We start from the raw sequence: 12,857 nt of genomic DNA, 5'->3' as shown, positions 1-12,857 counted from the left end.
GTCGGTGCGATCATGGCCCTCAGACACGCAAGTCCGCTCGAAGCGATCGACCTGCATGCCAGCGACGAACAGCGCGGCACGCATGCAAGCAGCAGCCTGCTCCGCACGGACGGTCTGCAGCTCATGCAGCTGGTGCTTCCCGCGGGGCACGAATTGCCGGAGCATCACGTGCCCGGCGAACTGACCATCCAATGCCTGGCCGGCGAAGCCCTCGTCACCACGCCGCACGGCAGCTGTGGGCTGCGCCCCGGCCAGCTGGTCGCGCTGCTCGGCCAGGAGCCGCACGCGGTGCGGGCGCTGGCAGACACCACGCTGCTGGTCACGCTGGTCCGCAAGCCCGGCGACGCGGGCCCCGGCGCCGCCTGACCGACCATCCTGGAGAAATCAATGCAGCCCGAATCCGACCGCGCATCGCCGGTGTGCTATGCCGAGCAGGCCGACGCCGCGTACATGGGCCAGCTCTCGCGCGAGGAATTGCTGGCGGCGCTGGACGAATTGCTGGAGGCCGAGCGGGCCGGGGCCCGCGTGGCCGAGGAAACCGTGGCGCAATTGCGCGATCCGGCCGAGCGCGCGCTGATGGAAACCATCCGGCAGGACGAAGTGAAGTGGTGCGGCATGCTGATCGCCGCCATCAAGTCGCTGGACGCCAAGCCCGGCTCGCGCACGGGGGCCTTCCATGGCAAGGCCATGGCCATCGCCGACCTGCCCGCGCGGATGGCGTTCCTGAATCGCGGGCAGGCCTGGGTGGTCAGGAAGCTGGAGGCCCTGGTGCCCAAGGTCAAGGAGGCCGGCATCCAGGACGATCTGCTGGCGATGCTGGCCGCGCATCGCGAGAACATCGATCGTGTCGAGGTCCAGCTGGCCGCGGCGGGCAAGTCCTGAAGATCGCCGTCTACGCCATCTGCCGCGACGAGGCGGCCCATGCCGAACGCTTCATGGCGTCCTGCGCGCAGGCCGACGCGGTGGTGGTCGCGGACACGGGGTCGGCCGATGGCGGCATCGAGCGCCTGGAAGCCCTGGGCGCATGCGTGCATCGCTTGTCCATCGAGCCCTGGCGCTTCGACGATGCCCGCAACGCCGCGCTGGCGCTGGTGCCAGGGGATGTGGACGTGTGCGTGTCGCTGGACCTGGACGAGATCCTGTGCCCGGGCTGGCGACGGGCCCTGGAGGCCGCCTGGGCGCCGGGCACCACGCGCGCGCACTACGAATTCGTGGCCGCCTTCCATGCGGACGGCAGCCCGGCGATACGCTTCCTGAACAACCGCATCCATGCCCGCCACGGCTACCGGTGGCGCCACGCCTGCCACGAAGGTATCTATCCGGACCGCATCGTCGAACGGGGCGTGCTGGCGCCCGGCGTGCGCGTGGAGCACCATCCCGGCCGGGCCAAGCCGCGCGCCTCCTATCTGCCGCTGCTGGCCGCGGCGGCGGCCGAGGAGCCCCACGATCCGCGCATGGCGCACTATCATGCGCGCGAGCTGTTCCACGCCGGACGCTGCGAGGAGGCCGCGCGCGAGTTCGAGCGCTACCTTGCCCTGCCGGGCAATCCTTTCCGGCCGGAGCGGTCGGCCGGCATGTTGTACCTGGCCAAGTGCGACATGCTGCAGGGACGCGACGGCCTGGCCTGGGCCTTGCGTGCGGCGGCCGAGTGCCCGGAGCGCCGCGAACCGTGGGTCACGCTGGCCGACATCCGCTACCGGCGCGGCGAATGGGCCGAGTGCCGCGCGGCGGCGATCCGGGCGCTGTCGCTGTCCGGCGAGCCCGACGGCTACATGAGCGATCCGATATGCCATGGCGCGCTGCCGCACGATCTCGCGGCCATCGCCTGTTGGCGGTTGGGGCGCGGCAGCGAGGCGTTGGCCCACGCCGAGGAGGCCGCGCGGATGGCGCCGGGCGACGAGCGGCTGCGCATGAACGCGGCGCTGATCCGCCAGGCCATGCGGGATGGCGGCGTCAGCGCCAATACAGGCGGTCGGGATTGTCCGCCAGGACCGCCTGCCGCAATTCGGGGCTCGGCAGCCACCGCGCCAGATCATCCAGCAAGCGGTCGGGACCGATCGGGCGGTAGGGGCTGACCTCGTGCGCCGCCTTGCCGGGCGCGCGGGCGGTATGCGGCCAGTCGCTGCCCCATAGCAGGGCCGATGGGACCTCCCGGCACAGCGCTTGGGCCCAGCGGGCGGCATCGTCGGGGTCCGCCAGCCGATAGGGCGCCGACAGCTTCAGGTGCACGCGTCCCGAGCGCAGCAGGTCGACCAGGGGCGCGGCGGCCTCGGGAGACCAGGGCGCCATGGCGAAGTGGTCCAGGACCACGGGGCAGGGCAGCGCGGCCAGCCGGGATGCCAGCGCCGCGATCACGCCATGGGCGGCATACAGCTGCACATGCCAGCCCAGGCCGGCCACCTGCGCGGCGACGCCGGCAAGCGCCCGTTCCGCCGCGCCGATGTCGTGCAGGCCGGCGCTTTCCAGGTTGACGCGCACGCCCCGCACGCCGCCGTCGTGCAGCGAACGCAACTGTCCGGGCGTGGATCCGGCATCGATCACCGCGATGCCGCGCGCCCGTCCGTCCATGTCCGCCAGCGCGTCGAGCAGGCAGCGGTTGTCGGTGCCGTAGACGCTGGGCTGCACGATGACCACGCGCGCCATCCCGGTCTGTTTCAGGTGGTGGCGCAATCGGGCGGTCGGGGCCGGGCCCGGCGTGTAGTGGCGGTCGGCGGCCATGGGATAGGACGCGGCGGCGCCGATCACGTGCGTATGGCAATCGCACGCCAGGGCCGGCAGGGCGGCCCGGATATCGGCTGCGGTGGCGGCCATGCCTAGGCCTCCAGCAGCCGCTTGGCGAAAGCGCGGCCGGTCGCGGCGGTGCCGAGGTTGCCGCCCACGTCGCGCGTGGATTCGCCGGCCTCGACGACGGTGGCGGCGGTGCGCGCGATGGCGTCGGCAGCGGCCACGTAGGCGGGCTGGCCGGTGCGGCGGCCATGCCAGTCCAGCAACTGGCCGGCCGACAGGATCAGCGAGAACGGATTGGCGATGTCCTGGCCCGCGATGTCGGGCGCCGAACCATGGGCCGCCTGGCCCATCGCGTAGCGCGCACCCATGTTGAGCGAGCCGCCCAGCCCCAGGCTGCCGGACAGTTCGGCGGTCAGGTCCGACAGGATGTCGCCGAACATGTTGGTGGTGACGATCACGTCGAAGCGCTGCGGGGCGCGGACCACGTGCGCCATCATCGCATCGACGATGAAGTCGTCCACGGTCACGTCGGGGAAGTTCCGGGCGACCTTGTGGCATTCGTCGATGAACATGCCATCGCCGATCTTGAGCACGTTGGCCTTGTGGACGATGCTGACGTGCTTGCGCCGCGCGCGCGCCAGCTCGAAGGCGGCGCGGGCGATGCGGGCGCAGCACGGGCGCGTGATGCGGCGCAGGGACACGACCACGTCCTCGGTGATCAGCATCTCGCTGCCGCCCGAAGCGATGTTGCGGTCGGCGTAGAAGCCCTCGGTGTTCTCGCGCACGACCACGAGGTCGAAGGCGTCGACCTTGTGCGGCACGCCTTGCCAGGTGCGCGAGGGCCGGATGTTGGCATACAGGTCGAGTTCCTTGCGGAAGAACATCGACGGGTTGATCTCGCCCTTGCTTTCGTCCTTGAAGTCGAAGGTCGCCATCGGGCCCAGCATCAGGCCGTCGGCGGCGCGGACCTTGTCCAGCAGCGCCGGGGTGACCGTGGCGCCATGGCGCCGCAGGCTGTCGTGGCCCGCGACGTCGTGTTCCAGGGAAAGCTCGAAACCGAAGCGCTGCGACGCTGCGCGCAGCACCTCGACGGTAGCGGCCATGGTCTCGGGGCCGATGCCGTCGCCGGGAAGTACGATGATTTTCATGATGATCCAGCCGGGAAGGAAAGGGTGGGGTGCGTGGGTCAGTCGATGCGTGCCCGGGTACTCTTGACCAGGGCCGCGTACTTGTCCATTTCCGCGCGCACGAACTTGCCGAAGCGCTCGGGTGTCATGGGATCGACGGCGCTGCCTTCCGCTTCGAAGCGGCCGCGCAGTTCGGGTTTCTGGGCGATGCGGTTGATGTGCCCGGCCAGCAGCTCGATGATCGCGGGCTTTGTTGCGGCCGGCGCGAAATAGCCGCCCCACAGGCTGAATTCGAAGCCGGGCAGGGTCTGCGCGACGGTCGGCACGCCCGCCAGCGCCGCGACCGGTTCCAGCGACGAGACGGCCAGCGCGCGCACGCGTCCGCCCTTGATGTGCGGCATGATCGACGAGGCGCTGGCGAAGAAGCACTGCACCTGTCCGCCGATGAGGTCCGAGATCGCCTGGCCCGCGCCCTTGTATGGAATATGGGTCATGTCGACCTTCGAGCGGGCGGCCATCGCGGCTGCCGCCAGGTGGCCCGGCGTGGCGGTGCCCGAGGACGCATAGGCGACGCTGCCGGGCTTCTCGCGCGCGGCCTGCAGCAGCGCCTCGACGCTGCCGTAGGGCGAATTCTGCGGAACAGCGAGCACCAGCGGGGCGTTGCCGACCAGGGCGATCGCGCGCAAGTCCTTGAGCGCGTCGTAGCCCGGGTTCTTCATGGCGAAGCCGTTGATGGCGATTTCGCCGGTCTGGCCCAGCAGCAGCGTATGGCCGTCGGGCTCGGCGCGCACGACCTGCCGGGTGCCCAGCGCGCCGCTCGCGCCGGGCCGGTTCTCGACGATGACCGATTGGCCCAGGGCTTGCCCGAGGTCCTGGGACAACAGCCGCGCGAACACGTCGCCCTGGCCGCCCGGGGCGTAGGGGACGATGACCGTGACGGGCTTGGTCGGATAGGTTCCGGCGGCGCGGCCGGCGCCGCTGGCCGCCAGCATGGCGCCGGCCGCGCCGAGCCGCACGAATTCGCGGCGGGACAGGGAGGAGAAAGCGGTCATGGATGATGTCTCGTGATGATTGTGTTGGCCGGTCCGGTCATTGCAACTGCATGCCGGGCTTGGCGACGACGCCGCGCCACAGTGCCAGTTCCTTGCGCAGTTCCTCGCCGAAGGCCGCGGGGCTGAGCGCCAGCGGCGTCGCGCCTTCGTGGCGCAGCCGCTCCTGCACGGGCGCGGCCGCGGCCGCGGCGATCACCGCCTTGTTCAGCGCCCGCACCACGGCGGGCTTTGTTCCGGCCGGGGCCAGGACGCCCCACCAGGTGGTCACGTCATAGCCTTTTACCCCCGCCTCGGCCAGGGTGGGAACCTCGGGAAACAGGGCCGAGCGCTTGTCGCTGGTCACGGCCAGCAGGTTCAGTTTGTTTTCCTTGACGTGGGGCAGGATGGTCGGCACCGTCGCGAAGAACACGTCCACGCGTCCGGCCAGCAGTTCCATGCTGGCGGGGGCGCTGCCCTTGAACGGCACGTGGGTCATGGCCGCTCCGGTCTGCTGGCGGAACAGTTCGCCGGCCAGGTGGTTGATGCTGCCGGGACCGGCCGAGCAGAAGTTCAGGCCTTCGGCGCGGCCACGCGCGGCGGCCAGCAGTTGCGGCACGGTGGCGGCGCCGAGCTGCTTGCTGGTCACCAGCAGCAGCGGGCCGCGGCCGATCATGGCGACCGGGGCGAAGTCGCGCTCCGGATCGTACGGCAGCCTGGGCTCGAAGGCCGCGTTGGTGGCGAAGGTCGAGGTCGCGAACAGCACGGTATAGCCGTCGGGCCGCGCCTTGGCGACCGCGTTGGCGCCCATGGAGCCGCCGCCGCCACCACGGTTTTCCACGACCACGGGCTGGCGCAACTGATCGCTCATCTGCCTGGCGATGTCGCGGGCGATGCTGTCGGTGCCGCCGCCGGCTGCGAAGGGGACCACGAGCGTGATCGGGCGCTGGGGCCAGGCATCGTCGGCCCGGGCCGAGGTGGATGCCAGCGCGCCGGCCGTCGCGGCTGCGCCGGCCAGGAGTATGAAGCGTCGCTTCATGGGTAATGCCTCCGGAAATGTTCTGCAAGGCACTCATCGGTGCCTTGCCGGCATCCTCATCCATCCCGCTCTTGCTGTAAATTGCAAAAATCCTTTCAATTGATACGGTAATCGTATGAATTTCGATCTGTCGGACCTGCGGGCCTTCGTGACGGTGGCGCAACTGGCCAGCTTCCGCGCCGCGGCGCAGGCCCTGCACGTGTCCCAGCCGGCGCTGTCGCGGCGGGTCGACAAGCTGGAGCAAGCGCTGGGCATGCGGCTGTTCGAGCGCAGCACCCGCAAGGTCGAGCTCAACGCCATGGGGCGGTCGTTCCTGCCGCGCGCCCAGCACGTGCTGTCCGAACTCGAGGGCGCGCTGCTGGGCATGACCGAGCTGTCCGAACGCATCCGCGGGCTGGTCACCGTGGCCTGCATCCCGTCGGCCGTGGACAACTTCGTCGCCCGGGCCGCCAGCATTTTCCACGCCCGTTTCCCGCGCATCCGGCTGCGGGTACTGGACCAGCCGGCACCCGACGTCCTGCTGTCGGTCTCGCGTTCGGACGCCGATTTCGGCATCAGCTACCTCGGTACGCGCGAACCCGACCTGGAGTTCGAGGAACTGGCGAGCGAGCCTTTCGTGCTGGCCTGCCGGCCGGATCATCCGCTGGCCCGGCGCCGGCGCATGCGCTGGGAAGAACTGGCCGACGTCGAGTGCATCGGCCTGGCCGCCGGCGGCGGCAACCGCCTGTTGATCGACCAGGGGCTGGCCCATCTGGCCACGCGTCCCAAATGGATAGGCGAGGTGCTGCACGTGCCGGCGCTGCTGAGCCTGATCCAGGCCGGGGTGGGCGTGGGCGCGGTCCCCAAGCACGCGCTGTCCGGGTCGGCGGGCCGGGGCCTGGCCAGCGTGGACCTGGTCGAGCCCGTGCTGGGGCGGCAGGTCGGCCTCATCTGGCGCCGCGGGCAGCCGGCCGCGCCGGCGGTGCAGGCCTTTCGCGACGTGATCGTCGCCGAGGCGCGGGTACGCAAGGAAGATCGTACCGGAGGAGTATGCTTGGCGGCAGCCGATCGACACAGGGAGGGGACGCCATGAAGTGGCCGAGCCAGCAGGAGCCGAAGAAATCCGCGAACACCCCGGCCAGGGGCGGACTGCCCGATGGCCGCAACGCGGGCAATCAGATGTCCATGCCGCCGCGCCGGATGTGGCTGATCTTCCTGGCCGTGCTGCTGGTCAACTACTTCCTGGCGCGCTACCTGTCGGGCGGCGGCGCCGACGCGCCCATCACCGTGCCCTACACGGTCTTCAAGGAAGAGGTCGCCAAGGGCAACGTCACCGCCATCTACAGCCAGGGCGAGCGCATCGAGGGCCGCTTCGTCAAGGCCGTCACCTGGCCGACCGCCGCCACCGAGGCCCCCGCCAAGGCCGGCGCGCGGGCCCAGCAGCCACGCACGTCCACCACCTTCGAAAGCACGCTGCCCGTGTTCGTGGGGCCGGGCTTCGAGCAGTTCCTGATCGACCACAAGGTCGAGATCAGCGCCGAGCCCATCCAGAGCGGCAACTGGCTGACGACGCTGATCTTCGGCTTCGGGCCGGCCATCTTCATCATCGCGTTCTACGTCTGGCTGTACCGCCGCGCCGCGCGGCAGGGCGGCATGGGCGGCAGCATGTTCGGTCTGGGCAAGAGCAAGGCGCGCCGCTACGACCTGGAGGGCGGCGAGAAGGTCACCTTCGAGGACGTGGCCGGCATCGACGAAGCCGAGAACGAACTGGTCGAGGTGGTCGATTTCCTGAAGAACCCCGCCAAGTACACGCGCCTGGGCGGTTCCGCCCCCAAGGGCGTGCTGCTGGTGGGCGCGCCGGGCACCGGCAAGACCCTGCTGGCCAAGGCCGTGGCGGGCGAGGCCGGCGTGCCGTTCTTCTCCATGAGCGCGGCCGAGTTCGTCGAGATGATCGTGGGCGTGGGCGCCGCCCGGGTGCGCGACCTGTTCAAGCAGGCCCGCGAGCAGGCGCCATCCATCATCTTCATCGACGAGATAGACTCCATCGGCCGCGCGCGCGGCCAGGTCGCGATAGGCGGGTCCAGCGAGCAGGAACAGACCCTGAACCAGATCCTGACCGAGATGGACGGGTTTTCGGGACGCGAGGGCGTCATCGTGCTGGCAGCCACCAACCAGCCCGACGTGCTGGACAAGGCCTTGCTGCGGCCGGGCCGCTTCGACCGGCGCGTGGTGGTCAACCTGCCGGACAAGAACGGCCGCGAGGCCATCCTGAAGGTCCATACGCGCAAGACGCCGCTGGCGGCCGACGTGGATCTGCCGGAACTGGCTTCGACCACGCCCGGCCTGTCGGGCGCCGACCTGAAGAACCTGGTGAACGAGGCGGCCCTGCTGGCGGCCCGCCGCGACCAGGAGCAGGTGCACCAGAAGGACTTCAACGACGCGCTCGAGAAGATCGTGCTGGGCCCCGAGCGGCCGCTGATCCTGAGCCATGCCGACCGCGAGCGGATCGCCTACCACGAGGGCGGCCACGCCATCCTGGGGCTGCTGGTGCCGGGCGCCGATCCGGTGCACCGGGTCACCATCGTGCCGCGCGGCCAGGCCCTGGGCGTGACCTACCAGCGCCCGCAGACCGACCGCTACAACTATCCCGAAGCCTATCTGCTGGCTCGCATCGTGGGCATGCTGGGCGGCCGGGCGGCCGAGGAGGTCGTCTACGGCACCCGCACCACCGGCGCCGAAAGCGACATCGAGCAGGCGTCGAACCTGGCGCGCAACATGGTCATGCGCTGGGGCATGAGCGACCGGCTCGGCATGGTGCAACTGGCGCCGCGCCAGAATCCCTACCTGGGCGCCGCGGGCGGCAGCCTGCCGTACAGCGAGGAAACGGCCCGGACCGTGGACGACGAGGTCCAGAAGATCATCCACGGCTGCCACGACCGCGCCCTGGGCCTCCTGCGCGAGCATCGCGGCCAGCTGGATGCGCTGGTGCGGGCGCTGCTGGAGCGGGAAACGCTGGACGAAAAGGAGATCCTGGAAGTGACGGGCCTGCCGCCCGCGCCGCGGCTCAACGAACTGCCCGAAGGGATCCGGCCGCGGGACGACGAGGACAAGCTGCCGCTGCTGTAAGGCGGCAGCCTGGTCCGAGGCGCGCGTGCATCACTCTTTCTGGATGCCCGCCTTGGCGATGATCTGCGCCCATTTCTGCGATTCGGCTGCCTGGAAGCGGCGCAGCTCGTCGGGCGTGCTGGTCACCAGTTCGGTGCCGGTCGGTCCGTAGAACTTCGCCGCTGTCGGCGTCCTGGCCGCGGTCACCAGCAACTGGTTCAGGCGGTTCACGATCGCGTCGGAGGTGCCGGCCGGCACGTAGGCCGCGAACCAGTAGGTCGATTCATACCCGGGCACGCCCGATTCCGCGATGGTCGGCACGTCGGGCGCGAGCGGGCTGCGCGTGGAGGTGGTGACGCCCAGCGCCTTCAGGTTGCCGCTCTTGGCCTGGGGCAGTCCGGTCGTCATGTCGGTCCACATGACCTGGATCTGGCCGCCGAGCAGGTCGGTGACGCCCATGGGATTGCTGCGGTAGGGCACCGATACGATTTCCGTCCCCGTCGATTGCTTGAAGAGTTCCCCGGCGACCCGGCTGGACGAGCTTCCGTATCCGAACGACAGCTTGCCGGCCTGGGCCTTGGCCAGCGCGATGAACTCCTTGACGTCCTTGACCGGCAGGCTGGGCGGCACGACCATTATCTGTCCGCCCTTGCCGAGCAGCGTCACCGGTTCGAAGTCCTTGACGGGGTCGTAGGGCAGTTTCTTGAACAGATGCTCGTTGGCCGCATGGGTGGTATTGGTCGTGATCAGCACCGTGTAGCCGTCGTTCTTGGCGCGGGCCACGGCCTGGGCGCCGATGAAGGAGTTGGCGCCCGGTTTGTTCTCGATCACCACCGGCTGCCCGGTCGCCTCGGAGACGGCCTGGCCCAGCGCCCGCGCGATCTGGTCGGTGGCGCTGGCGGCGGCGAAGGGCACGACGAAGGTGATGGGCCTGTCGGGAAAGCTCTGGGCGCTGGCGGCGGATGCGCCAAGCAAGGCCAGGCCGAGCACGGCAAGCTGCCGGCGACGATGGGTGTTCATGATGTCTCCTCCTTGTTGTTGATGGAAATGGGAAGCGTCAGTAGCAGGCTGGAAAGCGTCTTCCCGTGCGTGTCGAGGTTCAGCGAGTCGTTGACGCCGCCGTCCAGCACGTCGTCCAGCACGAAGTTCATCGCCGCCAGGCGCGGCAGCAGGTAGCGCCTGACCCGGGTCGGCGCGCGCGAAGCAAAGAGGCCGGCCACGCGGGCCTCGGTGACCTGCTCGACCAGCAGCGGCCAGTCGGCGGGGTCGTAGGCGATGACGCTGATGGAGGCGCGATTGCCTTTGTCGCCGGTGCGGGCGTGGGCCAGTCTGTGCAGGAGCACGGTGCGGGAGTTCATGGCGTCTTTCATGCGGCGAACTCCCAGGTCGGCGCCAGCCATTCGCGCGGCACCAGGCACGAGCCGCTGCCCAGCCGGGGCGTGACGGTCGTGCGCACGCCGCCGCCGCCGGCCGGCCCGCAGGTATACAGGGCCAGCACCTCGCGCGCGACCCGTTCGGCGTCCTGGCGGGTGGCGGCCGCCGCCGCGATGCGCAGCCGCAGGTCCTCCACCGGCGAGGCCGGGACGCCCGCCGCGGCCGTCCAGCGGCCCTCGTCGTCGCCGAACACGCTGGCGACGCCGATGAAGTCGGCACGGACCCTCAGGCCGCCCAGGCCGAGCGCATGCAGGCGCTTGCGCACGACGTCGGCCGCCAGCGCCGCGCGCGCGGCCGCATTGGGGCCGGCATACGAGATTTCCCCTTCCGCCAGCCACGGACCCTCGTGGCAAAGCGTGGCCTTGAGGGTGGCGGGCCGGGGGTGGCCCCGCACGCCGGTGATCTCCACCCGGTCGATGCCGACCTCGCGCACTTCGGCCTCGGTGATGTCGGCCACCACGTCGGGCGTCAGGTAGGCGCCGGGGTCGTGGATCTCGTACAGCAATTGCTCGACGACGGTCCGGCGATCCACGCAGCCGCCGGTGTTCGCGGCCTTCGTGACGACGAAGCGCCCGTCCTCGTGCATCTCGATGATGGGAAAGCCGAGTCCGGCCAGGTCGGGCACGTCCTTGAAGCCGGGATCGGCGAAATAGCCGCCGCATACCTGGCCGCCGCATTCAAGGATGTGTCCGGCCATGGTCCCCGCGGCCAGGCGATCCCAGTCGTCCTCGGGCCAGCCGAAATGGGCGAGCATGGGGCCGAGCGCCAGGGCGGGATCCGCGACCCGGCCGGTGACCACCACCTGGGCGCCGGCCCGCAGCGCCGCGGCGATTTCACGGGCGCCCAGGTAGGCGTTCGCGCTGACCAGGGGACGCTCGATCGACGATTGGTCGAGCAGTGCGCGCATCTGGTCGGGGGTAAGCGCGGTCAGCAGGTCGTCGCCGTTGACGATGGCCACGCGCAGCGCCGGCAGTCCGAGGGAAGCGGCCAGCCGTTGCAGTTGCCGCGCCGCGCCGCGGGGGTTGGCCGCGCCGAAGTTGCCGATGATGGGGATGGCGCCATGCACGCAATCGGCCAGGACGGGGGCGACGAAGTGCTCCAGGGACGGTTCCCAGCCCGAGTCGGGGTTCTGCCTGCGCTGCAATTGCGCCAGCGCCAGGGTGCGTTCGGCCAGGGTTTCGAAGATCAGGGCGCGAGGGCCGTCGTGCGCCAGCAGGGTACGTACCACGGGGACGGCGGCATCCCAGCGGTCTCCGGAAAAGCCCGCGCCGGCGCCGATGTGCAGGCTGGACGCAGCGGACGTAGAAGATGAATGCATGCACACCCGGTCATGGTGGTGGAAGCGGATCCGGATCCGGGACCCGCGGATGAGCGAGACGATAAAGGCGCGTGCAATATTCCGGGAAATGGATTATTTGGGATGACTGATTGAAGAAACCGATTACCGGCCCCGGGTCCGCGCAAGAGCGGTTCCGCGCCGGCTCGCGCGCCGTTCCCCCGGCTGCGGCCGGCGCTGCATCATGAAGGCGAGCAGCGCCTGCGCGCCTATGGACAGGCTGCGGTCGCGGCGCCGGATGACGAAGACCTCCCGCGTCAGTCCCGGCGTCTCGACCGGCAGCGCGGTCAGGTCGTCGCTGTCGAAGTGGAACAGCGTCAACGCCGGCACGACGGTGATTCCCAGGCCGGCCCGCACCATGCCGGCTACGGTGCTCAACTGGTCCAGTTCCATCATGCCGTTCATCTTGGCCGGATGGATGGCCGCCTCGATATGCTGGCGCACGCTGCTGTCCTGGGCGAGGTGGATGAAGGGCTCGCCGCTCAGCGCCGGCAGCGTGAGCCGCCGCCGGCGCGACAGGGGATGGTCCTTGCGGCAGACGAGGTAGAAGCCGTCGCGGCAGAACGGTTCCGCCTGCAGGTCCGGTCCGACCGAACGCATCGAGGCCAGCGCGAAGTCGGCGCGGCCGCTGCGCACGAATTCTATGCAGCTTTCGGACAGGACGTCGGCGACGTCCACCTGGATGCCCGGATATTCCTGGTGGAACGCCGCCAGCACCCCGGGCATCCAGCCGGCCGCCAGCGAAGGCAGCGCGGCGACGCCGGCGCGGCCGCGCCGCCCGGCCGAGTGTTCGCCCAGGTCCTCGAGCGCGTCGCGCAGGCTGGCCAGCACGCGCGTGGCGCCGCCCAGGAACAGCCGGCCCTCGGGCGTCAGCTCGACGCGGCGCGTGTCGCGATCGAACAGGCGTACGCCCAACGAATCCTCCAGCGTGCGGATCAGGCTGCTGAACGCCGACTGGGACAAATGGCATTGTTCGGCGGCGCGCGTGAAGTTCCTGTGCTCGGCCAGAGCCGTGAATGCGCGGACCTGGCGCGTGGAGAGATTCAGATCGGTTATCTGCATATTCGATCACTCCATCAAAA

At 70.1% G+C, this 12,857-nt stretch carries 12 protein-coding genes; 4 read left to right on the top strand and 8 right to left on the bottom strand.

Annotation, left to right across the window (positions count from 1 at the left end; all coding sequences use genetic code 11):
* The first annotated feature begins 12 nt into the window (after positions 1–12).
* The gene (locus N5K27_RS16640; protein WP_087839493.1) at positions 13–366 is read left to right on the top strand and encodes a cupin; all 354 of its coding nucleotides are present in this window, start codon (positions 13–15) and stop codon (positions 364–366) included.
* A 21-nt stretch (positions 367–387) separates the two neighbouring features.
* Complete coding sequence (locus N5K27_RS16635) at positions 388–882, top strand: DUF6306 domain-containing protein (RefSeq protein ID WP_087839494.1); 495 nt, start codon at positions 388–390, stop codon at positions 880–882.
* A 1,071-nt stretch (positions 883–1,953) separates the two neighbouring features.
* On the opposite strand, the gene N5K27_RS16630 is transcribed toward N5K27_RS16635, so the two are convergent.
* The 4 genes from N5K27_RS16630 to N5K27_RS16615 are packed head-to-tail and all read right to left on the bottom strand — an operon-like array spanning position 1,954 to position 5,921.
* Complete coding sequence (locus N5K27_RS16630; protein ID WP_279817605.1) at positions 1,954–2,811, bottom strand: amidohydrolase family protein; 858 nt, start codon at positions 2,809–2,811, stop codon at positions 1,954–1,956.
* A gap of 2 nt (positions 2,812–2,813) precedes the next feature.
* Positions 2,814–3,875 (bottom strand): isocitrate/isopropylmalate family dehydrogenase, encoded by a 1,062-nt coding sequence (locus N5K27_RS16625; RefSeq protein ID WP_279817603.1) that lies wholly within the window; start codon positions 3,873–3,875, stop codon positions 2,814–2,816.
* Positions 3,876–3,913: 38 nt separating this feature from the next.
* The gene (locus N5K27_RS16620; protein WP_087839496.1) at positions 3,914–4,906 is read right to left on the bottom strand and encodes a tripartite tricarboxylate transporter substrate binding protein; all 993 of its coding nucleotides are present in this window, start codon (positions 4,904–4,906) and stop codon (positions 3,914–3,916) included.
* A gap of 37 nt (positions 4,907–4,943) precedes the next feature.
* A complete protein-coding gene (locus tag N5K27_RS16615) occupies positions 4,944–5,921 on the bottom strand; it encodes a tripartite tricarboxylate transporter substrate binding protein (protein ID WP_087839497.1) in 978 nt (325 codons plus the stop codon).
* A gap of 115 nt (positions 5,922–6,036) precedes the next feature.
* On the opposite strand from N5K27_RS16615, the gene N5K27_RS16610 reads away from it, so the two are divergent.
* Together N5K27_RS16610 and ftsH are read left to right on the top strand one after the other, a co-directional pair.
* Positions 6,037–6,993 carry a LysR family transcriptional regulator gene (locus N5K27_RS16610; RefSeq protein WP_087839498.1) on the top strand — a complete coding sequence of 319 codons (957 nt, stop codon included), beginning with the start codon at positions 6,037–6,039 and terminating at the stop codon, positions 6,991–6,993.
* Positions 6,990–9,026, top strand: a complete 2,037-nt coding sequence (ftsH, locus tag N5K27_RS16605; protein WP_243724568.1) for an ATP-dependent zinc metalloprotease FtsH — start codon at positions 6,990–6,992, stop codon at positions 9,024–9,026. Before N5K27_RS16610 ends, ftsH begins: the two co-directional genes overlap by 4 nt.
* A 30-nt stretch (positions 9,027–9,056) precedes the next feature.
* Here the strand turns inward: ftsH and N5K27_RS16600 are convergent, their stop codons facing one another.
* From N5K27_RS16600 to N5K27_RS16585, 4 genes are all read right to left on the bottom strand, one after another.
* Positions 9,057–10,025: a tripartite tricarboxylate transporter substrate binding protein gene (locus tag N5K27_RS16600; RefSeq protein ID WP_279817599.1), complete on the bottom strand. Its 969-nt coding sequence runs from the start codon at positions 10,023–10,025 to the stop codon at positions 9,057–9,059.
* Positions 10,022–10,363 carry a hypothetical protein gene (locus N5K27_RS16595; protein ID WP_087839501.1) on the bottom strand — a complete coding sequence of 114 codons (342 nt, stop codon included), beginning with the start codon at positions 10,361–10,363 and terminating at the stop codon, positions 10,022–10,024. Before N5K27_RS16595 ends, N5K27_RS16600 begins: the two co-directional genes overlap by 4 nt.
* A gap of 8 nt (positions 10,364–10,371) precedes the next feature.
* Positions 10,372–11,757: an acyclic terpene utilization AtuA family protein gene (locus tag N5K27_RS16590; protein ID WP_087839502.1), complete on the bottom strand. Its 1,386-nt coding sequence runs from the start codon at positions 11,755–11,757 to the stop codon at positions 10,372–10,374.
* A 123-nt stretch (positions 11,758–11,880) separates the two neighbouring features.
* Positions 11,881–12,837: a LysR family transcriptional regulator gene (locus tag N5K27_RS16585; protein WP_279817598.1), complete on the bottom strand. Its 957-nt coding sequence runs from the start codon at positions 12,835–12,837 to the stop codon at positions 11,881–11,883.
* Positions 12,838–12,857 lie beyond the last annotated feature (20 nt).

The organism is Pigmentiphaga sp. GD03639, assembly GCF_029845405.1.
GTDB lineage: Bacteria > Pseudomonadota > Gammaproteobacteria > Burkholderiales > Burkholderiaceae_B > Pigmentiphaga > Pigmentiphaga daeguensis.
The sequence above is the reverse complement of the archived record's forward strand: the minus strand, read 5'-3'. Positions and strand labels throughout refer to the sequence as shown.